The sequence below is a fragment of the Bacillus sp. LQ16 genome, assembly GCF_057784645.1.
This window is the reverse complement of record NZ_CM173491.1, coordinates 440,205-466,824: the sequence shown is the minus strand read 5'-3', so window position 1 is coordinate 466,824 and position 26,620 is coordinate 440,205. Positions and strand designations below refer to the sequence as shown.

General features: G+C 33.9%; 21 protein-coding genes, 1 pseudogene and 3 riboswitches. Of the genes and pseudogenes, 6 read left to right on the top strand and 16 right to left on the bottom strand.

Going from position 1 to position 26,620, the window contains the following annotated elements; translation table 11 throughout:
* The first annotated feature begins 107 nt into the window (after positions 1-107).
* Entirely contained in the window at positions 108-2,132 is a 2,025-nt protein-coding gene (locus AC3EMB_RS02340) for a glycosyl hydrolase family 18 protein (RefSeq protein WP_488517440.1), read from the top strand.
* Between the two features lie 446 nt (positions 2,133-2,578).
* On the opposite strand, the gene AC3EMB_RS02335 is transcribed toward AC3EMB_RS02340, so the two are convergent.
* From AC3EMB_RS02335 to AC3EMB_RS02305, 7 genes are all read right to left on the bottom strand, one after another.
* Complete coding sequence (locus tag AC3EMB_RS02335) at positions 2,579-4,123, bottom strand: ABC-F family ATP-binding cassette domain-containing protein (protein WP_488517439.1); 1,545 nt, start codon at positions 4,121-4,123, stop codon at positions 2,579-2,581.
* A gap of 395 nt (positions 4,124-4,518) precedes the next feature.
* The gene (locus tag AC3EMB_RS02330; RefSeq protein ID WP_098311787.1) at positions 4,519-5,268 is read right to left on the bottom strand and encodes an ABC transporter ATP-binding protein; all 750 of its coding nucleotides are present in this window, start codon (positions 5,266-5,268) and stop codon (positions 4,519-4,521) included.
* On the bottom strand, positions 5,265-6,263 hold the full coding sequence (locus tag AC3EMB_RS02325; protein ID WP_488517438.1) for an ABC transporter substrate-binding protein: 999 nt from the start codon (positions 6,261-6,263) through the stop codon (positions 5,265-5,267). The genes AC3EMB_RS02330 and AC3EMB_RS02325 overlap by 4 nt, the downstream gene beginning before the upstream one ends.
* A complete protein-coding gene (locus AC3EMB_RS02320) occupies positions 6,260-7,033 on the bottom strand; it encodes an ABC transporter permease (protein WP_001057164.1) in 774 nt (257 codons plus the stop codon). The genes AC3EMB_RS02325 and AC3EMB_RS02320 overlap by 4 nt, the downstream gene beginning before the upstream one ends.
* Positions 7,005-7,325: an MTH1187 family thiamine-binding protein gene (locus AC3EMB_RS02315; RefSeq protein WP_000082906.1), complete on the bottom strand. Its 321-nt coding sequence runs from the start codon at positions 7,323-7,325 to the stop codon at positions 7,005-7,007. Before AC3EMB_RS02315 ends, AC3EMB_RS02320 begins: the two co-directional genes overlap by 29 nt.
* Positions 7,326-7,426: 101 nt before the next feature.
* A riboswitch (TPP riboswitch) is annotated at positions 7,427-7,528 on the bottom strand.
* A gap of 52 nt (positions 7,529-7,580) precedes the next feature.
* Positions 7,581-11,162: a non-ribosomal peptide synthetase family protein gene (locus AC3EMB_RS02310; RefSeq protein WP_488517437.1), complete on the bottom strand. Its 3,582-nt coding sequence runs from the start codon at positions 11,160-11,162 to the stop codon at positions 7,581-7,583.
* A gap of 137 nt (positions 11,163-11,299) precedes the next feature.
* Complete coding sequence (locus AC3EMB_RS02305) at positions 11,300-13,042, bottom strand: methyl-accepting chemotaxis protein (RefSeq protein ID WP_000761077.1); 1,743 nt, start codon at positions 13,040-13,042, stop codon at positions 11,300-11,302.
* A 134-nt stretch (positions 13,043-13,176) separates the two neighbouring features.
* A riboswitch (cyclic di-GMP riboswitch) is annotated at positions 13,177-13,261 on the bottom strand.
* A 282-nt stretch (positions 13,262-13,543) separates the two neighbouring features.
* Between AC3EMB_RS02305 and AC3EMB_RS02300 the strand changes: the two genes are divergently transcribed.
* Positions 13,544-14,857, top strand: coding sequence for an anaerobic C4-dicarboxylate transporter family protein (locus AC3EMB_RS02300; RefSeq protein ID WP_064532153.1), 1,314 nt, complete (start codon positions 13,544-13,546; stop codon positions 14,855-14,857).
* A 115-nt stretch (positions 14,858-14,972) separates the two neighbouring features.
* On the opposite strand, the gene thiE is transcribed toward AC3EMB_RS02300, so the two are convergent.
* The gene (thiE, locus tag AC3EMB_RS02295) at positions 14,973-15,629 is read right to left on the bottom strand and encodes a thiamine phosphate synthase (protein ID WP_488192531.1); all 657 of its coding nucleotides are present in this window, start codon (positions 15,627-15,629) and stop codon (positions 14,973-14,975) included.
* A gap of 17 nt (positions 15,630-15,646) precedes the next feature.
* Positions 15,647-16,456 (bottom strand): hydroxyethylthiazole kinase, encoded by an 810-nt coding sequence (gene thiM, locus AC3EMB_RS02290; RefSeq protein ID WP_001056105.1) that lies wholly within the window; start codon positions 16,454-16,456, stop codon positions 15,647-15,649.
* A gap of 72 nt (positions 16,457-16,528) precedes the next feature.
* A riboswitch (TPP riboswitch) is annotated at positions 16,529-16,641 on the bottom strand.
* A 210-nt stretch (positions 16,642-16,851) separates the two neighbouring features.
* Between thiM and AC3EMB_RS02285 the strand changes: the two are divergent.
* Positions 16,852-17,166 (top strand): annotated as a pseudogene (locus tag AC3EMB_RS02285) (toprim domain-containing protein); the annotation flags it as partial.
* Positions 17,167-17,401: 235 nt separating this feature from the next.
* Here the strand turns inward: AC3EMB_RS02285 and AC3EMB_RS02280 are convergent.
* Genes AC3EMB_RS02280 through AC3EMB_RS02265 form a run of 4 tightly spaced genes read right to left on the bottom strand, consistent with a single transcriptional unit; the run spans position 17,402 to position 21,941 of the window.
* Complete coding sequence (locus tag AC3EMB_RS02280; RefSeq protein ID WP_137013139.1) at positions 17,402-17,674, bottom strand: hypothetical protein; 273 nt, start codon at positions 17,672-17,674, stop codon at positions 17,402-17,404.
* Between the two features lie 19 nt (positions 17,675-17,693).
* Positions 17,694-18,374: an autotransporter gene (locus tag AC3EMB_RS02275; RefSeq protein ID WP_488517436.1), complete on the bottom strand. Its 681-nt coding sequence runs from the start codon at positions 18,372-18,374 to the stop codon at positions 17,694-17,696.
* Between the two features lie 41 nt (positions 18,375-18,415).
* Entirely contained in the window at positions 18,416-19,729 is a 1,314-nt protein-coding gene (locus AC3EMB_RS02270; RefSeq protein WP_326293667.1) for an HlyD family efflux transporter periplasmic adaptor subunit, read from the bottom strand.
* On the bottom strand, positions 19,722-21,941 hold the full coding sequence (locus AC3EMB_RS02265; protein ID WP_488517435.1) for a peptidase domain-containing ABC transporter: 2,220 nt from the start codon (positions 21,939-21,941) through the stop codon (positions 19,722-19,724). The genes AC3EMB_RS02270 and AC3EMB_RS02265 overlap by 8 nt, the downstream gene beginning before the upstream one ends.
* Positions 21,942-22,183: 242 nt before the next feature.
* Between AC3EMB_RS02265 and AC3EMB_RS02260 the strand changes: the two genes are divergently transcribed.
* From AC3EMB_RS02260 to AC3EMB_RS02250, 3 genes are read left to right on the top strand one after another with little or no spacing between them, the layout of a single operon-like run.
* Positions 22,184-22,390, top strand: coding sequence for a Blp family class II bacteriocin (locus tag AC3EMB_RS02260; protein WP_044784121.1), 207 nt, complete (start codon positions 22,184-22,186; stop codon positions 22,388-22,390).
* A 25-nt stretch (positions 22,391-22,415) separates the two neighbouring features.
* Complete coding sequence (locus AC3EMB_RS02255) at positions 22,416-22,622, top strand: Blp family class II bacteriocin (RefSeq protein ID WP_001047700.1); 207 nt, start codon at positions 22,416-22,418, stop codon at positions 22,620-22,622.
* Between the two features lie 25 nt (positions 22,623-22,647).
* A complete protein-coding gene (locus tag AC3EMB_RS02250; RefSeq protein WP_044784124.1) occupies positions 22,648-22,854 on the top strand; it encodes a Blp family class II bacteriocin in 207 nt (68 codons plus the stop codon).
* Positions 22,855-23,075: 221 nt separating this feature from the next.
* On the opposite strand, the gene AC3EMB_RS02245 is transcribed toward AC3EMB_RS02250, so the two are convergent.
* The 3 genes from AC3EMB_RS02245 to topB form a co-directional block, all read right to left on the bottom strand.
* Positions 23,076-23,582: a DUF3278 domain-containing protein gene (locus tag AC3EMB_RS02245; protein ID WP_080786528.1), complete on the bottom strand. Its 507-nt coding sequence runs from the start codon at positions 23,580-23,582 to the stop codon at positions 23,076-23,078.
* Between the two features lie 2 nt (positions 23,583-23,584).
* Complete coding sequence (locus AC3EMB_RS02240) at positions 23,585-23,779, bottom strand: helix-turn-helix transcriptional regulator (protein ID WP_000956454.1); 195 nt, start codon at positions 23,777-23,779, stop codon at positions 23,585-23,587.
* Between the two features lie 559 nt (positions 23,780-24,338).
* The gene (topB, locus tag AC3EMB_RS02235) at positions 24,339-26,528 is read right to left on the bottom strand and encodes a DNA topoisomerase III (protein ID WP_488517434.1); all 2,190 of its coding nucleotides are present in this window, start codon (positions 26,526-26,528) and stop codon (positions 24,339-24,341) included.
* Between the last annotated feature and the right edge of the window lie 92 nt (positions 26,529-26,620).

Sequence of the window (26,620 nt, the reverse complement as noted above, 5' to 3'; positions counted from 1 at the left end):
TCGTGATGTCTGATCATTTTATCTAGACGTTTCATACGTCTAGATTCATTTTGATTTATTGGCGTATGCCTTTAAATATATCTTTTATTTTGAAAGGAGAAATGGCTATGAGGTCTCAAAAATTCACACTGCTATTACTATCTCTACTACTTTTCTTACCTCTTTTTCTCACAAATTTTATTACTCCAAATCTCGCATTAGCAGATTCACCAAAGCAAAATCAAAAAATTGTTGGGTACTTTCCTTCGTGGGGCGTTTACGGACGTAATTATCAAGTTGCTGACATTGATGCATCAAAACTTACTCACCTTAACTATGCTTTCGCTGATATTTGTTGGAATGGAAAACATGGAAACCCTTCTACTCATCCTGATAATCCAAATAAACAAACGTGGAACTGTAAAGAATCTGGTGTACCATTGCAAAATAAAGAGGTTCCTAATGGTACTCTTGTACTCGGGGAACCATGGGCTGATGTTACCAAATCGTATCCTGGCTCAGGTACAACTTGGGAAGATTGCGATAAATATGCCCGTTGCGGAAATTTCGGAGAACTAAAACGATTAAAAGCTAAATATCCTCACTTAAAAACAATTATTTCCGTTGGTGGCTGGACTTGGTCTAACCGCTTTTCTGATATGGCCGCTGATGAAAAAACAAGAAAAGTATTTGCTGAATCTACAGTAGCTTTTCTTCGCGCATATGGGTTTGATGGCGTAGATTTAGACTGGGAATATCCGGGCGTTGAAACGATTCCTGGTGGTAGTTATCGTCCTGAAGATAAACAAAATTTCACTCTCCTTCTTCAAGACGTCCGAAATGCTTTGAATAAAGCAGGTACTGAAGATGGCAAACAATATTTACTAACAATCGCTTCAGGTGCAAGCCAACGCTACGCTGATCATACAGAGCTAAAGAAAATTTCTCAAATACTCAATTGGATTAATATTATGACATATGATTTCCACGGCGGATGGGAAGCTACTTCTAATCATAATGCAGCTCTATATAAGGATCCAAATGACCCAGCAGCAAATACGAATTTTTACGTAGATGGTGCTATAAATGTTTATACAAATGAAGGTGTTCCAGTCGATAAACTAGTATTAGGCGTACCCTTTTACGGACGTGGCTGGAAAAGTTGTGGCAAAGAAAATAACGGACAATATCAACCTTGCAAACCAGGTAGCGATGGGAAACTTGCTTCTAAAGGTACTTGGGATGATTATTCTACCGGTGACACAGGTGTGTATGATTACGGTGATTTAGCAGCCAATTACGTTAATAAAAATGGTTTTGTACGCTACTGGAATGACACAGCTAAAGTACCTTACTTATATAATGCGACTACAGGCACATTTATTAGCTACGATGACAATGAATCTATGAAATATAAAACAGACTATATAAAGACGAAGGGTTTAAGTGGAGCAATGTTTTGGGAACTAAGCGGGGATTGCCGTACAAGTCCAAAATATAGTTGTAGTGGTCCAAAATTACTTGATACGCTAGTAAAAGAATTACTTGGTGGACCTATTAGTCAAAAAGATACTGAGCCACCAACGAATGTTAAAAATATTGTAGTTACGAATAAAAATTCAAACTCAGTTCAATTAAACTGGACTGCATCTACTGATAACGTAGGAGTTACGGAATATGAAATTACTGCTGGAGAAGAGAAATGGAGTACAACAACAAATAGCATTACAATTAAAAACTTAAAACCTAATACAGAATACACATTTTCAGTAATTGCCAAAGATGCTGCTGGAAATAAATCACAACCTACCGCTCTTACTGTCAAAACGGATGAAACTAATACGACACCTCCTGATGGAAATGGCACTGCTACATTTTCAGTCACTTCGAATTGGGGCAGCGGTTATAACTTCTCGATTATAATCAAAAATAATGGAACGACTCCTATTAAAAATTGGAAATTAGAATTTGATTATAGCGGCAATTTAACACAAGTTTGGGATTCTAAAATTAGTAGTAAAACAAATAATCATTATGTAATTACAAACGCAGGATGGAATGGCGAAATTCCTCCTGGTGGATCTATTACAATTGGTGGTGCAGGAACAGGTAATCCTGCCGAACTTTTAAATGCCGTCATTAGCGAAAACTAGACGTAATATCCATTAATTATTTCACTAAAGTTTGAATTTAGGTTCGAGCAAGACTTCCTAAATTCAAACTTTTAATTTTATGAAAAATCAAAAATATTACAATAACCTATTATAATTATATTTAGTTTCTAATATGAAGTTTATATGAAGTTCATTTGAATTTTACATGAATTTCCTTTAATTTCTATTGTCTTCCTATAATATCCACATTATCCTTTATATATAGGAATTATTTTCATTCCGTTTTGAACTATCTATATATATAAAGAAAGATAGTCACCTGTTAGGGAAAGGCTTTCGTATTATTATAAATATAACAAAAGAAAAAGCACGCTTATAAGCGCACCATAAGAGTGCTTCTTCATACAATTCTCATGTAAGAGTTCTCGAAAATCATGTTAATCACAAAGAAAAGGCATTAGCTCATAAAAGCTAATGCCTTTTCTTTATTCATATTGTTCAGCATTCCAATCTTCTATATTCCATACTTTTGTTATCCACGATTCATAGAAAGAAGGTTCATGTGAGACAATTAAAATCGTTCCTTTGTATTGTTGTAACGCTTCCTGTAAAGCCATCTTAGTTTCTACATCCAAATGATTAGTCGGTTCGTCTAAAATTAAAACATTGCTTTTCGTTACGATAAGTTCACATAAACGCACTTTCGTTTGCTCTCCACCGCTTAATAAACGAATAGGTTTTAATACGTGTTCTTCTTTCAATCCACACTTCGCTAATGCTTGGCGCGCTTCTTTCTTTGTCATATCTGGTCGTTCTGCCCAAACTTTCTCTAACGGTGTTATTTCTGAAGCAAACTCTTCCTGTGCAAAATAAGCAGGATTTACTCGGTCCCCAACAAAAATCGAACCGCTTAGCGGCTTTATTTGACCTAATAACGTTTTTAATATTGTCGTTTTTCCAATACCATTCTGACCAACAATAGCTATCTTTTCTCCTTTTTTCACTTGTAAATTCAAGTCTGGAAATAACGGCTCACTATAACCCACTCTTAGTTTCTCAGCCTGTAATATACGACTTACTGGTTCATTATAAACAGTACAAGCAAAACAGGACTGAGGTACATTATTTACCTTTTCAACCCTTCGCATTTTCTCCAATACTTTCTCTCGACTTTTTGCCTGTTTTGCTTTTCGAATTTTATTTTTTTGAATAAATGTTTCTAACTGAGCAATTTCTTTTTGTTGTTTCACATACGCCGATTGTAATTGTTTCCTTTGTACTTGGTAACTTTGTAAAAACTTTTCATAATCCCCTACATATCGCTTAACTTTTCGTTCTTCTAGATGGTAAATGACATTCGTAATATTGTTCAAAAATACTTCATCATGCGAAATGATAATATAAGCTTTTTCGTACAGTTTCAAGTACGATTGCAACCATTCTATATGTGCTGTATCTAAATAGTTCGTTGGTTCATCTAGCAATAAAACATCAGCTTTTTCTAGAAGAAGCTTTCCTAGTAATAACTTTGTCCGCTGTCCTCCACTTAACTTTGAAACATCCTTTTCCAATCCTATTTCAAACAGCCCTAAACCAATTGCCACTTCTTCAATTTCTGTATGAATTTGATAGAAATTAGAGTTTTCCAATATAGTTTGTAACTCTCCATACCTTACTAACAATTTTTCTACTTCTACTGCTTCAGCCATCTCTTCTGCAATTTTTAACATTTCGTATTCAATCGCATACAAGTTAGAAAATGCACTTTGCAAGTATCCTTCAATTGTTATTCCTTCTTGTAAATCTATATGCTGCTGCAAAAATCCAACCTTCACATGTGGAAACCATTCAATGTTCCCATCATCATGTATAAGTTCTCCTGTTAAAATTCTTAGCAGTGTTGATTTTCCAATCCCATTTTTCCCTACTAACCCAACATGCTCCCCCTTTAATAATCGAAAGCACGCATTATATAAGATGGTTTTCTCACCATACGAATGACTTAAATTTTCTACTGTTAATATACTCATTTTTTTCTCTCCTTTACTTATCGTCCATAAGCTAAATAGAGAGACCAACAGTATGAAGCCTTATTTAATTATGCATATAAAAATGGGTAAGGTGAATACACCTTACCCATTACATATTATCGTAAAAAAGGATTAAGGTTCTTTACCTGCTGTCTTCAATTTAGCTTAATCTTAAAAAATGGGCAGACTTCTCCCATATCAAGCTAAAACCATTTGAAGAACAGTTGATAAAGTCATTTTATCCTTTCACTCCTTTAACATTTGTTATATTAAGAGTATAAACTACTCTGTTATATTCTATTCTCTATTTTCCCTTTTGTTCCTTCTCCATCTTTTCATATTCTAAAAAAAGCCTCTTAACAGTAATTATACTAAAAACTGTTAAAAGGCTTTTTCTATTTTTTCATATAAGGAGCTAACACACTTAAAATCTCTTCTTTATCCTTTTTTAATTCGAGTGATGTTAACATATCCATCGTTCTCGGTCTAGGTAATTTCACTTGTACCTCGCCAACTATTGACGCTGGTCTTTGAGATAAAATAAATACGCAATCTGAAAGCAAGATTGCCTCATCTAAGTCATGTGTAACCATAACGATTGTTTGCTTCTCTTGATGCCAAGAGTTTAAAAGCCAGCTATGTACTTCCATTTTTGTAAATGCATCTAACTTTCCAAAAGGCTCATCAAGCAGCATAATTGGCTTTTCACATAAATATGTGCGCAGAAAACTAATTCTTTGACGCATACCACCAGACAATTCATCTGGATAATGGTCTGCATATTCATCTAGTTCGAACTGCTTTAATGCTTCCATTCCTTCTGTCAGCCTTTGTTTTTTCGGCTTTCCTTCAATTTCTAACGGAAGAACGATATTTTGCAAAGCTGATCGCCACGGTAGTAATAAATCTTGTTGTGGCATATAACTAACAACATCTTGCTCTTGTACTTGCTTATCTTTATACATTACGTTCCCGCTTGTTGGTTTTTCAACATTTGCAATCATGTTTAATAATGTGCTTTTCCCGCAACCACTCGGTCCTACAAAAGAAACAAACTCTCCCTCTTGTATAGAGGCACTAATATTCTCTAATACATTCTTTCCGTCGAAAGATTTCACTATATTTTTTATTTGTAATCCGCTCATTTTTCACTTGGAAGGAATTCATTTGTAAAAGCATCTTTTACATCGATTTTCTTTTTAATAACTTTGTTGTCATATAAGAAATTCATGTAATTCGTCCAAATTTCTTCCTTCTGTACTCCCCATGCTTTCGCATCATCTTGATACTTCGTACTTAACCATTTCTGGCTTTCTTGAACTAAATCTTTATTTACATCTGGAACAGCTTTAATTAAAATATCAGCAGCTTCTTTCGGTTCCTTAATTGCAAAATTATAACCTTCTGTTGTTGCACTCATAAACTTTTTCACAAAGTCTTTATCTTGCTTCGTATGTTTTTCACTCGTAATAATAACAGGACTATAGAAATCAAGCGCTGGATCTAAGTCTTTCACCATAATCGTATTTAACTCTTTTCCTTGGCGCTTCGCTTCAATACCATCCCAACCGTAATAAATCCATTCGAAATCTGCATCACGGCCGATTGATTTAAAGAAATCTGTTTGTCCTAAGAGGATTTTTTCAACTTTATTAAAATCAGCTTGATGCTTATCCATAATCGTCTTTAATGTCGCTTCTTCCGCTGGTCCTCCCCAGCCGCCATAACGTTTACCTTCAAAATCTTTCGGTGACGTCATATTATCTTTCTTAAGCGATGCAAACGCTGAAGTGTTATGCTGAATAATCGCTCCTACAGATACAACAGGAATTCCTTCCACACGAGCTAATGTTACATTTTCTTGTGCGCTTATTGCGAAGTCTGCTTTTCCTGATGCTATCATTTGCTCTGCTGTTACATTGTCACCTGGTTGAATAATTTCTACATCTAATCCTTGCTTTTTGTAATAATCTTTCGTTTGCGCTACATACAAGCCAGTATGATTCGTATTTGGAAACCAATCTAATACTACTTTTACTTTTTGATCTTTACTTGCACTTTCTTCTTTCTTCGCCGGATTACATCCAGCCACACCTACCGCTACTAAGGCAGCTAACATAACTTTCAAACCTTTTTTCATTTTCTGCCGTCCTTTCTATATATCCATGGTGCTGTTATTCTTGCCATAAACTCTACGATAAAATACAGGCATAATGTCACTATAACGATGATTGCTGCAACACCAAATACTCGGGCAGTCAAAAAGGATTTTGTAGCCCTCGTAAGCATAACGCCTAATCCTTCACTTGCACCGAGCCATTCTCCGATAATTGCCCCCATTACGCTATATGTAACTGCAATTTTTAAACCGGAGAAAAAGTATGGAAGCACTGCTGGAAATTTTACTTTCTGGTAAACTTGCCATTTTGTCGCCTTCATTGTTTGTAACAGCTTCAACATGTTTTTATCTACTGTTTGAAAACCTTCTAAAATACTAAGCGCAATTGGGAAGAAACAAACGAGTATTACGACCATTACTTTCGGCAACATCCCATATCCAAACCAAATAATAAATAGCGGTGCAAGTACAACAATTGGAATTGTTTGCGAAATAACGAGCAATGGATTTATTAAAATACGAAATAACGGTATAACGTCCATAATAATTGCGATGCTCGTCCCCAATAAAATTGCAAAGAATAGTCCAATTATAACTTCCTGCAGTGTTTGCATCGTATTTGGTAATAGTAAATCTTTCATCCCAATTAATTCTTGAACAATGGCAGAAGGCTTTGGTAAAATCCACGGTTCGATTTTAAATAATGAAACAGATCCTTCCCATATCGCAATGAGAAGGATAAGCCAAATAGTTGTAATAAGTTTAGATTGCTTCTGGTTTTGCATATTCATCACGGTACTTCCAAACCTTTTCATCTATCGTTACACCAGTGCTTGGACGATAATGGATTTTAATAGAAGTAATCACTTCTTCTGCTCCAGCATCGACGCAAGCTTGTTGCGCACGTTTAACGACATCAAGAAGTACATCTAATTCTCCTTCCAAAGTTGTTTCCATTGCCCCTACTTCATAACGAACTCCCGATTGTTGCACAACTTCAATTGCTTTATCGACAACAGAATATACATCTTTCGTTTTCGCTTGTGGTACTACTGAAAATGACATTGTAACTTGTTGTGACATAATAAAATCCCCCTTATAAAATTAGATTTCAAAAATAAGAAAAGGCTTTCCTACTGCGTAGGAAAGCCTTGTATGCAAGTTATTATAGAATAACATATGCTACATCACTTTAAGTAACTCCCTACGCTGGCATTATCCAGATCAGGTTGAGGGTCGATGTTTACTTACATCCTCTCAGCCAATTGGCTCCCCGGTCCTTAATTCGTTTTCATTGTAGCATGATTTATTTTATTGAACAAACAAAAGCATGCATAATCATTTCATTATTTTTGGAAAATATCCAACTTTTTCACCATGAGCTAATAACTGCTGTATAAATTCTTTATTGATTGCTGGTACTATCAATTCTTTTTTCTTAATCCATTCATTCGTTCTACGCGTACCCATTACAATCTCAGATTGCTGCGCTCCATCTCCTGCAACTTGAGAAGCAATTAACTCTGCTATTACTTCATTTTCCTTCGCTAATTCAAGTCCGGTATTTACATATTCTGAAAGTGGAACCATTTCAAGATTGTATCCACACTCTCCAATTAACTGTATAAATTGTTCAAACTCAATTTGATGTGGATGACAAATATGTAACGTCTCTCCTACAATTTGCGAATCTTTTAAATACAATACAATTGATTTACTAGCAAAATCAATTGGTGTGAAATCAACTTTCCACTTCACATTTGGTGCTTTCCCAATTAATAGCATTGTTTTAATAAGACGATAAAATGCGTTTCCTTCAATATTTTGTTGGAACGAACCTGTTTCTGAATGACATGCTAAATTACCTGCACGATAAATATTTCCGCGCAAACCATTTTTCATTGCTTCACGAACAATGTTTTCCGCTTGTAGTTTACTATTTGAATATACATTCTCTAAGTCTACACTGTAATTAAAATCACCAGTTTTCATGTATGTATCCCATTGATCTACCGCTAATTCTAACGGGATACCAATTGTAGAAATAAAATGGAATGTAGCACCTTTCTCCGCTAATGCTAGCATACGGCTAGTTCCTTGGACATTTATATTTTCAAATTGTTTTACATCTCCAAAATGTCTTACATCTGCACCGCAATGAATTATCGTATCCATCTTAGAACTGATGAACATAAATTCTTCTTCGCTCATCCCAAGATACTCTTCCCCCAGATCACCAGCTACGGCCTGTATACGCTGTAACCATTCTTCACATATATCACTAAAGTAGCCTGTTAATGTATCTATAATTCTTTGTTGCACATCTTTGGTTGGTCTTACTAAACAATAAATAGTAGCAGATGTATCTCTCAACAATTCATATAATATGTGTGATCCTAAATAACCAGTAGCTCCTGTTAAAAAGACATTTGAAATCTGGTTTTCTTCCAAAACGTTTGCATACGTGATAGTATCTGGTTCGTGAATCACTTTATATTCACGAAATACTTCTTCTTTCTCTACTTTTACTTCTCGCTCAATTCGAGCTAATCCATATATCGTTCTTTCTTTAAAGAAATCTTGAATTGTTAAATGTGAAAAATCTTCTTTTAACAATGTTAAGACTCGTAATACTTTTAATGAATGTCCACCAATTGTAAAGAAATCATCATGCACTCCAACTTTTGAAATTCCTAATACTTCCGCCCAAGCGCGCGCTATTTGTTTCTCTGCTTTATTAGAAGGTGCAACATATTCTTGTAGACGAACCGGTTCATACTTTTCTTCTAACTGAGCTAACTTCTTAACATCAATCTTTTTATTAGGTGTAAGTGGTAATTCATTAATATAAATTAGTTTAGATGGCACCATATAATCTGGTAATTGCTCTTGTAACTGATAAACTAATTCTGGTATTTCTTTTTTATTTAAAGTTGTATAGAACGCGATTAAATATTGGCTACCTTCCTTACTCTTCTTAGCAAACACAGCATTTTCTTTTATATTATGATTTTGAGAAATTTTACTTTGGATTTCTCCTAGTTCAATACGATGTCCTCTAATCTTTACTTGATCATCTTTCCGATGTAAAAATTCTATATTTCCATCCTCTAACAACTTAACAATATCACCTGTTTTATATATATTAACTATAGGATTGAAAGGGTTCTGAATAAAAGCTTCAATTGTTTTATTAGGCTTATTAAAATACCCTTTTGCTAATCCTACTGAATCTATATATAATTCACCAGGTACACCAATTGGACAAAGATTCATATTCTCATCCAAAATCATAACTTGATAATTAGCACATGGTTTACCAATGGGAATACTCGCAACATCCTCATTTAACTGACTAGGTATTTTATAGGTTGTCGTCACTACAGTACATTCTGTCGGTCCGTATACATTATGAATTTCAACATTTGTACCTATTCTTTCTCTCCACAATTTAATAACCTCTACAGGCAACATTTCACCGCCAATCGCAATTCTTTTTAGGGAAGCTAGCTTATATATATCTTCTTCTGCTAAATAAGTTGCTACTTGTCGAACAAAAATTGTTGCTAATGCCAAGATCGAAGTTGCTTTCACTTTATAGATTGCATTTGCAAATGCTTCTACAGACAATCGCTCTTCCTCTAATAATACATACAAGTTTCCTCCGCAGAATAAAGAAGCAAATGACTCCCATACAGAAGCATCGAAACTAAAAGAAGGAAATTGGGCAAATACATCCTCTTCTGTCAATTCATATTGCTTTTGCATCCAAGTGTACAGATTAACAACCCCTCTATGTGCTAACATCGTTCCCTTTGGATTCCCTGTTGAACCAGACGTATAAATCATATAAGCTACATCATCACAATGAATAGACAACTTTACATCTATATCTTCACAAGTTTCACTATCATACATTGAAACTGTTTGAACTCCATCACATGTTATAGGCGTCTCTTTCATCAATATAACTTTCGCTTGGCTATCTTGAATAATGTACTGTATTCTACTTTCCGGATAATCTGGATCAATCGGAACATACGCTGCACCAGCTTTTAATATAGCTACCATACTTACTACTGTGTCTATGCTACGTTTCATAAATATTCCAACATAGTCTCCTAATTGGACGCCATTTTTAATTAACATATGAGCTATTTGATTACTTTTTTTATTTAGCTCCTCATAAGTTAAAGTACCTTCCCTTGAAGATAAAGCTATACGATTTGGAAATTGAGTAACAGTATTATAGAACATATCGACGATACTTTTCTCAGGATATACTGCTGTCGTATCATTCACTTGACTATAAAGTGCCATCTCGGCCTCTGTAATAATATTAAAATTCTTTATATAATTATTCTTATTTTGTGATATACCAATTAAAACACCTTGTATTTGTTGTGCATAACGAGTAATCGTTGTTTCCTTCCAATTAACACTATTAAATATTATTTCTACACTTTGCATATTTTTACTAAATACAAATTGTAATGTATTCGTGTCTTGTAGCTCATAATATGTTTCACCAATAATAATAAGTGACATTTCATATAATGTATTACCGTTTTGAAACTCTTCTATTTCTTCCTCATTCATTTCTTTAATTTGTTCCAGTTGCTCTTCAATCTGTAAATTCAAACTTTCATAGGAGAGAAAATTAGAAACTTCAATAGTAATCGGAAATAAACTTCCTCTTACATGATAAAGCACGACAATATGTTTTTCTTTAGAAATATGATATAACCACGTTGCAGTCGCTCCTATTAAATCTACAATGTGAGTCAAATTTGGAAATAGTTCAGTTTTCCTTTTTATCCTAAGTTCCGTTCCTTGCACATCTTTAGGTATTTTAATACTTCCTTCTACTTTCCCTAAAAATTCTTTTACCGTCTCATTATAAGAAATTGCTAATTTCATATTTATGTAAATTCCTCTCTTAAATATAATAAAGGTGTGAAAATTCACACCTTTTTCATCCCTTATTAACGGGCAGATTCGTTCAATTCATAATCAGTAGCGGAGATATCCCCTTTGATTAGAATTGAACTTTCTCCTTATTCGCTTTTAAACTCACCAATAAGCTCTTGTAATTCCTGAGAAAGCCAACTTAAAGAAGTCGCTAATTCTGCAATATCTTGTACTGATATTTCTTGCTCTTTCATGCTTTCTTCAACATTACTACTGCTGTTGGCATAAGTGTTTGCAATATGTGATAATTCATTTACGACTTGAACGATATTCTGGCTATTTTGTAAAATGTCACTCGAATTACCCGAAACAGCTTTTACTTGATCTGTAACAGATTGCGCTGATTTGGAGATTTTTTCAAAGAAATTCCCACTACTTTGAACAAGTGAAATTCCAGTTTCTACTTCTTTTGAACCTTTTTGCATTGAAACTACAGCATCTTCTGTCTCAGCTTGTGTTTCACCAATTAATTTCGCTATATCTTTAGCAGACGCTTCCGTTTGTTCTGCTAATTTTCGTACTTCATCAGCAACAACTGCAAACCCTCTCCCCGCTGCTCCAGCACGTGAAGCCTCAATAGAAGCATTTAAAGCTAATAAATTTGTTTGATTTGAAATACCTGTAATTACAGTTACGATATCACTAATTTCTTTTGACCTTGTTTCTAACGAATAAATGATGGAAGATAAATCTTGTACTGCATTTTGAATTAAACTCATTTGATTAATAATTTGTCCAATCACTTCATTACCTTCAATTGAATGTTGCTCCATACCTTCAGAAGCAACCGCAACTTGTTTCGCAGCCCCAGTTATCTCTTCTACCTTATCTTCCATTCCATGTACAATCCCTAAACATTGTTGTACTGAAGTTTTTTGAGACTGTGCCCCTACTCTTAAACCTTCAATAGAACTTGCAATCTCTTGAACTGCCATGCTGTTTTCCTCTGTACTCGCCGACAATTCTTGTGAAGAAGAAGAAACTTGCTCAGCAGTTTGCCTTACTTTATCTATAATCCCTTTAAATTTTTCAATCGTGTTATTGAAATAAACATTAATAATTCCAATATCATCTGGTCTTTCTTTTAATTTAATACTTAAGTCACCTTCACCAATTTTACGTAACCCTTCTCGTAAATCTTTTAATGGAGCTAACGAGTGACGCACGATAAAGAATTGAGTAATAGTCGCAATTGCTAATGAAATAATGATAAAGAGTAAGCCCTGTATCATAAACTTCTCTTTTGTAATAGGAACAATGGAAGCATCTAAGTCAGCCGCAATAATTGCAACAATATTATTTTCTCCATCTGTAATTGGTTCTAATATTGTCACCCACGAACCTATTTCATCTTCATATACTTCTGTCATTTGGGCCTTTTTCGTATCAATGACTTTATCGTATGCCTTCATCCAATGAGCGGGTTGTTCATAATAATCTCCCGGCTTTATAGGGAACGCTTTTGTTAACTCTGTAGTCAAACCAACGAGTTGTAATTCTCGCTTTTCATTCGGCTTTGCTCCTGTAACATACGTTTGTCCAACACTTTTCAATTCTTTTGACACTTCATCTAATTTCTCTGTTAACTTTTCTTTTTTCACTTTTTCGGCTGTAGGATCTTTCGCCATGTCTCTAACTAATTCTACATCCAATTTTTTCAATACTATTTCTCCTGTTTCAATAGACTGCCTTTCAAATAAAGACATCATACTATTTTGAAACATGTTGAAACTTAGTGCACCCATACTTCCAACAAGTGTCAAAATAACTAATACGGTTAATAAGACGTTCTTTTGAAGGAACGATAACTTATGCCAATATTTTTTCATTAATATCCACCTTCCTTAATTAACATAAACAAAAAAACAAAATATATGAATATTTTGTTTGAAAATGTTTCTCAATATGTTCGAGAATAAAAAAAAGCCAATGTAAAAGCATTGGCCAAGACCAACCCTATCCGTCCGGTAACTGGCTAGCATAGCCTTTCGACCTTAGCTCCTGTAGTTTTGCGTCCTCATGTTTCCATCAGTTTGCCTTTCTCGCTGAACGAGTTGAACGATATGGGAGTTCTATGAGAATTAATTTATTCTCTTTCAAAGATTACAACATATAAATCAAAATGTCTACTTATTTAGAGATATAAATACAAATTTTTAATGCATTGCTTTTTCAAAATAATTTCAAAAAGTACGTGAATGTTACTTTTTTTGTGTTATATAATAAAAAATGTATAAACAACAAGGATTTCTTCGGGTATTTATTTAATTTTCATTCAAATTAAACTATTCGAATATATCTTAACTAATGAATTTCGGAGGTAGTTTATCATGTTTTGGCTACAATTTCTTACCTTGTTACTCTGTATTTTTATTGGTGCACGCCTAGGCGGAGTTGGTTTAGGAGTAATGGGTGGAGTTGGTATGGCAATACTCGTTTTTGTCTTCCACTTACAACCAACCGCGCCTCCTATCGATGTAATGCTTATGATTTTGGCAGTAATTACAGCTGCTGGTGCTTTGCAAGCTGCTGGAGGAATGGACTATCTTGTTCATCTAGCTGAAAAGGCATTACGAAAAAATCCAAAGCGTATTACTTTTTTTGCTCCAATTGTTACTTATTTATTCACACTATGTGCAGGCACTGGTCACGTTGCCTATTCTGTACTTCCTGTTATTGCAGAAGTCTCTCGTGAATCAGGGATTAGACCGGAACGCCCAATGTCGATTGCCGTAATCGCTTCTCAACAAGCAATTACAGCTAGTCCAATTTCAGCTGCCACAGTTGCTCTTTTAGCAATGTTAGCTGACTATAAAATCACTTTATTAGATATTTTAAAAGTGAGTATTCCCTCCACTTTCATTGCTTGTATGTTAGCAGCATTCGTTGCTAGTAAGATGGGAAAAGAATTAAGTGAGGACCCTGAATACTTAAAACGATTAAAAGAAGGAATGATTCCTAAGCTTGAAGAGAAAAAAGAATTTGTAGGTGTAAAGGGCGCAAAATTATCAGTTATCCTTTTCCTTGTAGGAACCTTCCTTGTTGTACTTCTTGGTTCATTTGAAGCACTTCGTCCAGGATGGATAGTCGATGGGAAGTTAGCTCGCCTTTCCATGCCGAACACAATTGAGATGGTTATGTTAACTATCGCGGCTCTTATTATTATTTTCTGTAAACCAAATGTAGAAAGCATTGTGTCTGGTAACGTCTTTAAAGCAGGGGCAACAGCAGTTGTTGCTATTTTCGGTATCGCTTGGATGGGAGATACTTTCTTTAACGGAAACTTAAATATGATTCAAGGATCTATTCAGCATTTAGTAACAAGTGCACCTTGGCTATTTGCCATCGCGCTATTCATTCTATCTATTTTACTGTACAGCCAAGCAGCAACAGTACGTGCCTTAATGCCACTTGGACTATCCCTTGGTATTCCACCAGCACTACTGATTGCAATGTTCCCTGCAGTAAACGGATATTTCTTCATTCCAAACTATGGAACAATCGTTGCTGCCATTAACTTTGACCGTACTGGTACAACAGGTATCGGTAAATACGTATTAAATCATAGCTTTATGATTCCAGGTTTAATCGCAACATTTACTTCTATCGGCATTGGAATGCTTTTAATTTCTATTATGTTTTAAAGAAAAAGCACAAACCCTTATTTAAAAAGGTTTGTGCTTTTTTAATCAAACGTTTGTTTAAAATTTTGGGCAGTCCATTTCTCCATGTAGCACTTAAAATACTACACGTCCTTCCCTACAAACTTCTCTTTACTTCTTCAGCTAATTTTCTCGTACTTTCATACGCAGATTCAGCTAAACTAATTGCTGAAATAACTGAAACACCGTCCGCACCCGCTTCTATAACTGCTGCTGTATTTTCAATTGTAATCCCACCAATACCAACGATCGGCACTGTAATTCCTTGTTCTCTAAAATAAGCTAATCCTTTCGTTCCTTGAACCGCTTTCGTATCTTTTTTCGTACTCGTTGTGAAAATAGGTCCAACGCCTAAATAATCTGCTCCATTTTCGATTGCAAAGCGTGCTTCTTCAATTGTATGAGCAGATACGCCGATAATTTTATCTCCCATTTTTTCACGAACAGATGTAATTCCTTCATCATCTTGTCCTACATGAACACCATCTGCATCTAATTCAATGGCTAATTCTACATCATCATTTACAATGAAAGGAACACTATATTCCTTACAAAGCGTCTGCAATTCTTTTGCAAAGCGCACTCTATCTTCTCCGATTAAAGAACCTTCCCCCTTCTCGCGAAACTGAAAAAGTGTCACTCCACCATCTAACGCTTCTTTCAATACAGCTAAAGGATCCTTCGTGCAGTTATTGCTTCCCATAATAAAATACACTTGTAATAACTTAGACATTTTCTTTGTTTCAATGCGCATCGTATGTTTCATCCCCCTTACTCTAACTCCTCAATCTTTCCATACTTCTCAATATCACCAGCAGTAGTATTCGCTAACTGATTTAAAAATTCAATTTGGAAACTACCAGGTCCCTTTTCCACGGTCTTAGCAGCTGCCAGTTCCGAAGCTACACCATAAAACGTTAATGCTGCTACTGCTGCTTTTACATAATCTTTTTCCACTGCTACAAATGCTCCTATTACAGACGTTAGTAAACAACCTGTTCCCGTAACTTTCGTTAAAATAGGGTGACCGTTTCGAATAACAATAGTTCTCTCTCCATCTGTAACAACATCTTCTTTTCCAGTAATAACCGCAACTGTATTTAATTCGTCTGCTGCCTGCCTTGCAATACTTACAACATTGCCATTTCCAGTACCAGCGTCTACCCCTTTAATTTCCCATTTCTCATTAATAACGTTTGCTATTTCAGCCGCATTGCCGCGGATAATTGCTAAATCTATTTCGGCTGGAATATGTCTCGCAACTTCTGTTCGATACGAAGTTGCTCCTGCACCAACTGGATCAAATAGTACTGGCACATTGTTCACATTTGCTGATTTACCAGCAAGTAACATCGCTTCTACTTCCTCAGGACGAAGTGTTCCCATATTTAATACTAAAGCTCCAGCAATGCTAGCCATTTCTGCTACTTCTTCTTTTGCATACGCCATTACAGGCGATGCCCCAAGTGCCAACAAACCGTTAGCAGTAAAATTTGTTACAACAACATTTGTAATATTATGAACGAGCGGATTAGATTCTCTCACCAAATCCACTACTTTACTAATTTCTTTCATATTCATCCTTTTCATCTCCTAACTATAATGATGGGAGATACACAAAAAGGCACTTTGCGCGTACGCAAAGTGCCTGAATATGTGCTTTTACACTCTCCCTACGCTGGCATTATCCAACAGGTTCAAATGGTCAATGACGGACTAGTAGCCATACTCTCAGTTTGTATCCACAAACTCCCATGTGTTTCTTATTCATCTACTTCAAAGTCTACTCTTATTCTAGTAAAATAACAAGTTCTTTACTTTTTCTATTTAATATAGAAGCAACTGATAAAGTGAAACTTTAATTAGTTGGGATTTTGTTCCCTCCATTAAAAACCGATCAAATATGGAGCGAAACTGAATCTCAAGAAGATGTATGCTATATTTAACTTATGGAAATTTGAAAGGATGTTTTTAATATGTCAAAAAGCGTTGTAATCGCTGAAAAACCTTCCGTTGCACGAGATATTGCTCGTGTACTGAAGTGTGATAAAAAAGGAAACGGCTATCTTGAGGGTAGTAAATATATTGTAACTTGGGCTTTAGGTCATCTCGTTACATTAGCAGATCCAGAAAGTTATGATGTGAAATATAAAAAGTGGAATTTAGAAGATTTACCGATGCTACCTGAGCGTTTGAAATTAACGGTTATTAAACAAACTGGTAAACAATTTAATGCTGTAAAAAGTCAGCTACTTAGAAAAGATGTAAATGAAATTATTGTAGCAACAGACATCGACTTATCTCTATAAAATATATCTGCACATAAATTCTAAAACACCTTTCATCCTTCATTTAACAATGATATCTAATATATTTATAATTGCACATAAAAAGAAAATTGTACGTTAAGACTAGCTTTCTTATTAGGTGTATTTTCCCTAAAGAAAAGGCACCCTTTCGAGTGCCTGCCACCATGAGCTATGTTATTTGAAAGAATATAGGCTCAAGTTTATTATGGTAGTAAATTTATAAATTTTGATAGTAGTTACAATAAAATGTATTAAGTTTTAAAACAGCTTGTAATACTTTTTTCGGATCATTTTTCTCAAGCATTTGTGTAATTGATAAATAATATAACTTGTCATTTAATTGGTTTAATTTTATGGTCATTCTTAACCCTTTAAGTTCGTTTAGCATTAAATGATATCTTTTAGCATCGTCGGGATTACTAGGGATATTTTGTTTTATAATACGCTCACAATCTAGAGCTAAACTTATAAATTCATGATGATTTGTCATGCTATCCTCCTAATAAATTTTATTGTAACCAACTGTTATCTATCTTATTAATCCAGTATTGCATAGCTCCACCTTCTCTATATTCTTGAACTATACTTGTACCTTTAAGATATTGAGTTTGCGAAGCTGTAAATCCTTTAAGTATTCTCGTTCCTTTAGGTACCGTGATTTTATATTGTATATTAAGCGGATTCCCCCAAGCTTCTAATACGGCTAACTCATTTCTAGTTTCTTCAATATTTCTTTCTTTATCTCCCCACCAATAGCCAAGACCATATTTAGATTCCGGTTCACCAGCCTTGCTTCTTCTATATAAAGTAAGTAGCTGATCAGTCTCTATAATTTCTATTTTTAATTCCTTAAATGCTAATACATCCGAATTTGTTTCTTTAAAATCAAAATTAGAAAATCCTGAAGAACGTATTACCTCTCTCTTTAAACTTGCTCGTTCCATTATACTCAGATTTAAATTATCTATTTTATCTAGGGCCTGATTCATTTCTTTAACTGACCAATTATTCAAATCACTATTTCTAATATAGCTAATTTTTTCTCCTAGATTAATATTATCATTAAAAACACTAGTCATTTGCTCAATATTGCTTAAATTGATGTTTTTTTCCTTTGCATATGTAACCGATAAAGGAAAAGAACTTATTAATAAAATTAACATGATTATAATAGAAAAATACTTTTTCATACTTAATTCTGTCTCCTTATATGAATCTATTTTTAACTATTTCAATTAGAAATAAAATCTAATTTTCTTAAAATAAATTTCCATACCGTTTCTTCTCCTGTAATGACAGAAGCTCTACCAACCATTCCTGTATGTAGTTCTTGTAAATCTTTTGTATCAATTGTGGCTTCTAGTTCATACATATACCCTTTAGTATTTTTATCAAAAGTAGGATATGCTGATACATATGTTATTTGCCCCATTTGTTTATCCGTTTTCTGTAACTTAAACGAATATTGTACTTTATCTCCTTTTTTTATTCCTTTTATCTCTTGAGCTGGTAATAAGATTCTTACTTTTTTTTGGTCTTCTTTTGGGATAATCGAAACAATTTCTTGGCCAGGATTAATTAAATCCCCTTGTTGTAAGATGGCAGGAAATTGTACAATCCCGTCTTTTTGTGCTTTTATAATTGTCGTTTCATTTTGATGACGCAGTCCATCTAACTCTTGCTTTTTAATAAATAGTTCTTGTTCTAGGGATTGAATACGTTGATTCACTGAAATCATAGATTCTTCTTTATATTGTTTTAAAGCATCTTTCTTTTGTTCTTGCTTTCCTTCTTTAGTAACATCCACTTTTGTTCTTTCATGCTCTAAAGTTTCTTTTCGTTGTTGAATACGCTTTTCTACACTATTTTTTTGGGATTCTAAATTTTCTTTTTTATCATCCATTACTTGTTTTTGTTCTTCTAATATATTTTCTTTTGTTTTTTGTTTTTCAATTATGTCTATTTCTCTTTGGATATTTTCGTTTTCTGCAATTAATCCTTGTAAAACTTCATCTTGTTCGCTTGAAATTTTACTATTTTCTATTGTTTTTATTTCATTGTCTTTTTCATTTTGTATAGATTGATATCTTTGATCATAAGCCTGATATTCTTCTCTTATTTTTTTATCCACATCATCAAGAAAAGAAGATTTATGAGACTGGATACTCTCTTTCAACTGTTCTAACATCCCTTTTTGTTTTTCTAAATGTTCCACAATTTGATTCATCTGATTTTGTTTATCTGTTAATTCCTGATTTTTTAATTGAATTAAAATATTTCCTTTTTTCACTTCATCACCAGGCTTAACAGCAACTGTATCAACCACACCTACAATTTGAGTACGAGACACACTTGCATCTGATTTTCCTTGTATCATTGCCGTTCCCTTACTTACAATATCTATCTTACTGACATAAGCCCAGATTAAGAAAACAAATAAGCTCATCAAAAGAAAAACAAGTAATCCAGCAATAAAACGAGGTGGTTTTCTTTCTAATAATTCCTTACTATCAGTTAGTTGATCAAACGAATAAAGCTTACTCATCTTGAACACCTCGCATTACATAAGATTGAGATTCTATGTGTTCTATATGAACAGTTTGATTCTTCCACAAACGGTAATACTCTCCTTTATGGAATAATAATTCTTCATGGGCGCCTTGCTCTTTAATATTTCCTTGTTCCATCACGAAAATTTGATTTGCATGCTGTATTGTACTTAATCGATGCGCAATCATAATTACAGTAACTCCTTGTAATCCCAACTCCTTTAACATATCCGTAATATGTTTTTCCGTTGTAGAATCTAAATTACTTGTCGCTTCATCTAAAATTAAGATATCTGGTTTTTTTAATAACGCTCTTGCAATTGCTAAACGTTGTCTTTGTCCACCAGATAAATTGGACGCATTTTCTTCTAAGAGAGTTTCATAACGTAACGGTAATTCACCGATAAACTCATGTATACAAGCTTGCTTACATACGTCTATAACCTCTTCTAGAGTAACTGGTCGTGCTAAACCAAAACATAAATTTTCATAAATAGAAGCACTAAAGAAGAATGACTCTTGAGAGACATATGCAATTCGATCACGTAATGCAGTACGGCTTATCTCTTTGATATGATAATCATCATAATATATATTTCCTTGCTGAGATTCATAATAATGCATTAATAGTTTTGAAATGGTTGTTTTACCTGATCCACTCTCTCCTACAAATGCTACTTGACTACCTGACTCAATTGAAAAACTTATGTTATTTAGTACATTTTTACGTGTTCCATAACGAAATGTAACATTTGAACATTGTATTTTACCTGATAATTTTTTAGGAGATACTTTATTATCCTCTTTTTCACTCTTTTCTTGATCTAAATCAAAAATTTCATTTAATCGTTCTCCAGCGACTAGTGCAGATTGCATGGTAGGCTGAATACCAATCAAATTTTCAATTGGATTTAAAAAATATACTAAAAGTGCATTATATGTAATTAACTCACCTATCGTCATATTCCCTTTTAATACTTGTATGGAACCAACCCAAAGGATGATAGTTCCACCAATTAATTCAAGTCCCATTTTAATAGAACCTTGTAAATTGGATAGCATTCCTCTTTTAAATACATGCCTTAATAGATTAATAAAACGACTTTCAGTTTGAAAAAACACTTCTTTTTCTGCGTTATAAGACTTTACAGTTGCAATTCCATTTAAAGATTCTACTAAATAGGAATTTAATTTTGCATTACTTTCCATTTCTTTGCGATTAATAGATTGATACGGCTTATGGAAGGCAAAAATAATACCAATATAGAAAGGTATTATTAATAAAGTCACACCAAATAAAATAGGACTATGGACATATAACAAAACAGCTCCTATTGTAACCATTAATGTATCAATCATTAAAGTAACTGTTATGGTTGACAAAGCATCGCGTATTTTACTTGCGTCCATAAATCGAGAAATAATTTCGCCCACTTTTCTTGTTTCAAAGAAATTCATTGGTAATCCTACAACATGACGATAATACCCAAGCATTAAATGAATATCTATTCTCCTACTTAAATATAAGATTAAATGAGTACGAAAATAAGAAAGCAGTATCTTAAATATATACAATATAATAATTCCAATTGATACAATATGAAGTGTCTGTATCAATTGATTCGCCACGATATCATCAATTAAAAATTTAAAATAAAATGCTCCCAATAACCCAAATAAATTAAAGAAAATAGAAGCAAAAAACAATGGTATTAATAAACTTTTTTGTTGTTTTAATAATACAAGAAATCGTGAAAATGTTCCCTTTGATTCTTTTCCTTTTTGAAAATTTTGTCCAGGAGACATTAATACAAGAATACCTGTCCAAATTTGACAGAATTCTTCTAACAAGTACGTAACCAATCCCTTTTCTGGATCAGCAATATAAATTTTATTATCTTTAACCTTATGAATTACTACATAGTGTAACAAACCACCATTGACTACAACATGAGCAATTGAAGGTAATGGAATTTCTTTTAAATCTTCGGGTTTTGTTGCTTTTACAGCTTTTACTTCAAACCCTAGTTTTTCACCAGCCTCCATCAAACCTTTAATATTTGTTCCCGCTAAATCTGTACCAGCCACTTCTCTAATCTTTGAAATAGAAGTAGTAAACCCATAATGGCGAGAAATCATCGCTAAACATGCTGGACCACAATCTTTTAAATCCTGTTGCCTAATACAAAAAAACTCTTTTTTGAACAAAATCGCAGCCTCATTTCCTTTATATTTAAATATAACAAGTTAAATATTATATCTAAATATAATAAAAAAATAGACAATATGTAATTTTGCATATTGTCTACCTTTCCTGGAAATAAGTGTTATTATAAAACCCGTGATTGTTATATCGCGATTAAGAAATTTTAATAATAACATTTTTATACTATTAACTAATTAATTACGTGTAATAATCAAAAACATAATAATAAGGGGTATGAATCATTATGAAATTAGAATTACTTACAGAAAAAGAACTTTTAGAAATTTCAGCTGGTGGGGCTGGTAAATGTGTAGCAGGTATCGCTTCTGGCGCAGTTGGTGGATTCCTAACAGGAGCTAGCTACACTTGGGAATTTGGTCCTGCTGTAATTTATGGCGGCGGAGTAGGCGCTTTAGCTGGCGGCGTTGCTGGCGGAATTGCTGGTTGCTAATAAAAAATAAAAGGAGAATCATATTATGAACTTAGAGACACTTACAGAAAAAGAACTTTTAGAAATTTCAGCTGGTGGAGCTGGTAAATGTGTAGCAGGCATCGCTTCTGGCGCAGCATTAGGATTCCTGAATGGCGCTAGCTACACTTGGGAATTTGGCCCCGCTGTAATTTATGGCGGCGGAGTAGGCGCTTTAGCTGGCGGCGTTGCTGGCGGAATTGGTAGTTGCTAATAAAAAATAAAAGGAGAATCATATTATGAACTTAGAGACACTTACAGAAAAAGAACTTTTAGAAATTTCAGCTGGTGGAGCTGGTAAATGTGTAGCAGGCATCGCTTCTGGCGCAGTTAGCGGATTCCTAACAGGAGCTGGATACACTTGGGAATTTGGTCCTGCTGTAATTTATGGCGGCGGAGTAGGCGCTTTAGCTGGCGGCATTGCTGGCGGCGTTGGTGGTTGCTAATAAATTATATATCTAATAATGATTAGAATGAAAAAAGCGATTAAATTAGGTTTTTAATTTAATCGCTTTTAATTTATATAAGCTAGAACTAGCAATTGTAATATGTATAAAATTTCTTACCTTCTAATGGTATGCTTAAAATATATGTTATCCAATTTTAGAATTTACAGAAAGAAGGGTTTAATTCTATAGACCATATTTCACTTATATTCTAATTTCAACTAATATAACTTTTTCAAATTAAATAATGAAATTACATACATGCTAGAACCAAAGAATAGGCCTGCACAAACCCATATAATAATATCAGAGAAAGAAACTGATATTTTTCCTGAGCTTAAATAAGGAAAAACATAACACATTAATATAAACATTTCAAAGGTCCAAAGCAAACCCGCTCTAATACTAGATTTTTTAATCTGTTTTTTCTTTTTAAAAAATTCTTCTTTTGTAGAGCACTCTATATCATTCAATCTTTTCTTTTTTAATTTCCACATTAGATAGTTAGCGTAAAGCATATTGACCACAAAGGTAATTATAGTTCCTATGGATAAGGTGTGATTAATAGTATCAACTACTAGCATAATAAACATAGCTAGTATATTTACATACCATAACATTAACCCTGCAATAGCAAACTCTTTGTTTATTTCTTGTATTTGATATTCATCTCTTTCGCTTACTTTGTTTATAAATCTTAAGTACATTTTTTCTAAGATATTTTTCATTATTACAACTCCTCCCAAAACAAATCATTTAAAGTAACTCCAAGGGTTTGACAAATCTTAATACAAAGATTTAAAGATGGATTATATGCGCCTTGTTCAATTAAACCTATTGTTTGCCTGCTAACATTTGTCAATTTTGCTAATTCTCCTTGTGTCATACCTTTTTCAAGTCGAATCCGCTTAACTTTGGTAAGCATCTAAAAACCCTCCAATACTATAGTTTACTTTTGTTAGTTATATATTACATTTGTTTTTTATATATGTCAAGCGTCATATATATATGAGATCCCAGTGCGAATTCCGACATAAAATAAGCCGAATTTTCTATCCTAAGAAAATTCGGCTCTCATTATTTGGAGGTAATCACTAATTTTTTCATATTTTTCTTCATATTCTTTTATTCATAAGCATTATTTTATATTATAATTAACACATTTAACATGCTATATCAGTTCAGTTATATGTGAAATTCCATTTTAAATAATTCATTTTGAATTTTCTTGAACTACATTTTCCACAACAAGAGGGAAAGAACAATCCGCAATACTCCTCAAATTTTCTTTTCTATACCGTATCAATGATTGGAATTTCACTTTAGGAATCCCTTGTTTTTTTAATAAAAATCTCCCTTTATAGAAGGGGATAATATGGTACAACTTTATTTAAAAGCTACATCCATATTGGTTAATTTAAATTGTACATAACAAAAAAGAATTGCCCATCAAAACTTTAGATAGACAATTCCTTTTTATTCATTTAATCAAACTTTAATTTCTTTAAAGCTTCTGCGAATGGGTTGTTTAATGGCTCTTCTTCTTTTTTCTGTTGTTTCATATATTTTTGAACGTCGCGTTTATCAGCTTTATTTCCAGATTCTTTTTTACGTCTTTCTTGGAATGTCGATAATTTCTCGCGATAGCCACATTTACATGCAAAGATTTGACCTGCACCTTCACCACGTAATTCCAGTTTCTTCTTACATTGCGGGCAACGAGCATTTGTTGTACGAGATACATTTTTACGGTGTCCACATTCACGGTCTTGGCATACAAGCATTTTTCCTTTTTTGCCGTTTACCTCTAGCATTGGTTTACCACAGTCTGGACAAGACTTCGTTGAAATGTTGTCATGTTTATATTTTTTATCACTCGATTTAATTTCAGAAACAATTTCCTTCGTATAGTTCTTCATTTCGGAAATGAATACTTCTTTTTTCAGTTTACCCTTTGCAATTGCCTCTAGCTTTTGTTCCCACTCACCAGTTAGTGTAGGCGATTTTAACTCTTCTGGTACTAAATCAAGTAACTGACGGCCTTTTGAAGTAATATGAATATCTTTACCACGTTTTTCAATTAAGAATGAATTGAAAAGTTTGTCGATAATATCGGCACGTGTCGCTACAGTACCTAATCCACCAGTCGATTTTAACGTATCAGCAAGTTGTTTATTTTGCGTATCCATATATTTTGTAGGATTCTCCATTGCTGAAAGTAAAGTCGCTTCGTTAAAGCGTGCAGGTGCTTTCGTTTGACCTGATGTTTGCATAATTAGCTTTACAGTTAATGTATCGCCTTTTTCAATGCGAGGTAAAAGTTGCTCTTTTACGTCATCAGTTACATCATCGTCTTCAAATCGATTTTCGTATACTTCCTTCCAACCAGCATGTAAAATCGTTTTTCCGCGTGCAATGAACGTTTCACTACCAACTTTGGTACGTAATGTTAGTTGCTCATATTCGAATGCTGGGAATAAAACAGCTAAGAAACGTTTTACAACTAAATCATAAATTTTGCGTTCTTTATCTGTGAATGCTGAGAAGTTAACGTATCCTTCTGTTGGAATAATCGCATGATGATCGCTTACTTTACTATCATCAACAAATGATTTGTTAGGTTTGATAGGCTTTTGTAATACTTTATGTGCGAAGGGACGGTATTCTCCAACACCACATGCTTTTAGACGTTCTGGAAGTGTTCCAACGATATCAGATGAAATGTAGCGTGAATCTGTACGAGGGTACGTTAGCACTTTATGCTGTTCATACAATTTTTGCATAATATTTAATGTTTCTTTCGCAGAGTAACCGAATTTTTTATTTGCATCACGTTGCAATTCAGTTAAATCGTAAAGACCAGGAGAGAATGACTTCTTCTGTTTCTTATCAATTTCCACAACAGTAGCATTTTGTTTATCTAAACTTTTTACAATACCATCGATTTTTTCTTTATTAAAACTACGGCTATTGCCATTTGCATCTTGCCAAGTAAGTTTGAGCTTCTCCATTGTTTGAGCTTCGATGCCGTAGTAAGTTTGTGCTTTGAAGTTCTTGATTTCATCCTCACGACTAGCGATCATAGCAACAGTAGGGGTTTGTACACGCCCGCAATTTAACTGGGCATTAAAGCGAGTTGTTAAAGCGCGAGTTGCATTAAGACCGATATACCAGTCAGCTTCTGAACGTGCAACTGCTGAAGCGTATAAATTGTCATAGACTTTACCTGGTTTTAAATTTGCAAAACCATCTTTAATTGCTTTATCTGTTACAGAAGAAATCCATAAACGCTTAATTGGTTTATTTACTTTTGCTTTTTCAATTATCCAACGTGCGACTAATTCACCCTCTCTTCCTGCATCGGTAGCCACAATCACCTCATTAACGTCATTTCGAGTAAGTTGATGTTTCACAGCATTAAACTGTTTTCCCGTTTGCTTTATAACAACTAATTTCATACGTTCTGGAAGCATTGGAAGATCTTCAAGATTCCATGTTTTATACTTATTATCATAAGCCTCAGGATCTGCAAGCGTCACTAAATGCCCCAGAGCCCAAGTCACGATGTATTTGTCACCTTCTAAAAATCCATTACCTTTTTTTGTACACTTTAATACTTTTGCTATATCACGTGCAACTGATGGTTTCTCAGCAATTACTACACTCTTTGCCATTTATTCAAACTCCTTTACTAACTATATACCGTTTAATATACCACAGTTTTCAAGAAGAGCAGTAAGGATCACCTTATATATCAGCCATAATT

Coding starts and splice junctions, on each gene's coding strand:
- AC3EMB_RS02340 (WP_488517440.1), top strand. CDS start 108: ATGAGGTCTCAAAAATTCACACTGCTATTACTATCTCTACTACTTTTC.
- AC3EMB_RS02335 (WP_488517439.1), bottom strand. CDS start 4,123: ATGAGTATATTAACAGTAGAAAATTTAAGTCATTCGTATGGTGAGAAA.
- AC3EMB_RS02330 (WP_098311787.1), bottom strand. CDS start 5,268: ATGAGCGGATTACAAATAAAAAATATAGTGAAATCTTTCGACGGAAAG.
- AC3EMB_RS02325 (WP_488517438.1), bottom strand. CDS start 6,263: ATGAAAAAAGGTTTGAAAGTTATGTTAGCTGCCTTAGTAGCGGTAGGT.
- AC3EMB_RS02320 (WP_001057164.1), bottom strand. CDS start 7,033: ATGAATATGCAAAACCAGAAGCAATCTAAACTTATTACAACTATTTGG.
- AC3EMB_RS02315 (WP_000082906.1), bottom strand. CDS start 7,325: ATGTCACAACAAGTTACAATGTCATTTTCAGTAGTACCACAAGCGAAA.
- AC3EMB_RS02310 (WP_488517437.1), bottom strand. CDS start 11,162: ATGAAATTAGCAATTTCTTATAATGAGACGGTAAAAGAATTTTTAGGG.
- AC3EMB_RS02305 (WP_000761077.1), bottom strand. CDS start 13,042: ATGAAAAAATATTGGCATAAGTTATCGTTCCTTCAAAAGAACGTCTTA.
- AC3EMB_RS02300 (WP_064532153.1), top strand. CDS start 13,544: ATGTTTTGGCTACAATTTCTTACCTTGTTACTCTGTATTTTTATTGGT.
- thiE (WP_488192531.1), bottom strand. CDS start 15,629: ATGCGCATTGAAACAAAGAAAATGTCTAAGTTATTACAAGTGTATTTT.
- thiM (WP_001056105.1), bottom strand. CDS start 16,456: ATGAATATGAAAGAAATTAGTAAAGTAGTGGATTTGGTGAGAGAATCT.
- AC3EMB_RS02280 (WP_137013139.1), bottom strand. CDS start 17,674: ATGACAAATCATCATGAATTTATAAGTTTAGCTCTAGATTGTGAGCGT.
- AC3EMB_RS02275 (WP_488517436.1), bottom strand. CDS start 18,374: ATGAAAAAGTATTTTTCTATTATAATCATGTTAATTTTATTAATAAGT.
- AC3EMB_RS02270 (WP_326293667.1), bottom strand. CDS start 19,729: ATGAGTAAGCTTTATTCGTTTGATCAACTAACTGATAGTAAGGAATTA.
- AC3EMB_RS02260 (WP_044784121.1), top strand. CDS start 22,184: ATGAAATTAGAATTACTTACAGAAAAAGAACTTTTAGAAATTTCAGCT.
- AC3EMB_RS02255 (WP_001047700.1), top strand. CDS start 22,416: ATGAACTTAGAGACACTTACAGAAAAAGAACTTTTAGAAATTTCAGCT.
- AC3EMB_RS02250 (WP_044784124.1), top strand. CDS start 22,648: ATGAACTTAGAGACACTTACAGAAAAAGAACTTTTAGAAATTTCAGCT.
- AC3EMB_RS02245 (WP_080786528.1), bottom strand. CDS start 23,582: ATGAAAAATATCTTAGAAAAAATGTACTTAAGATTTATAAACAAAGTA.
- AC3EMB_RS02240 (WP_000956454.1), bottom strand. CDS start 23,779: ATGCTTACCAAAGTTAAGCGGATTCGACTTGAAAAAGGTATGACACAA.
- topB (WP_488517434.1), bottom strand. CDS start 26,528: ATGGCAAAGAGTGTAGTAATTGCTGAGAAACCATCAGTTGCACGTGAT.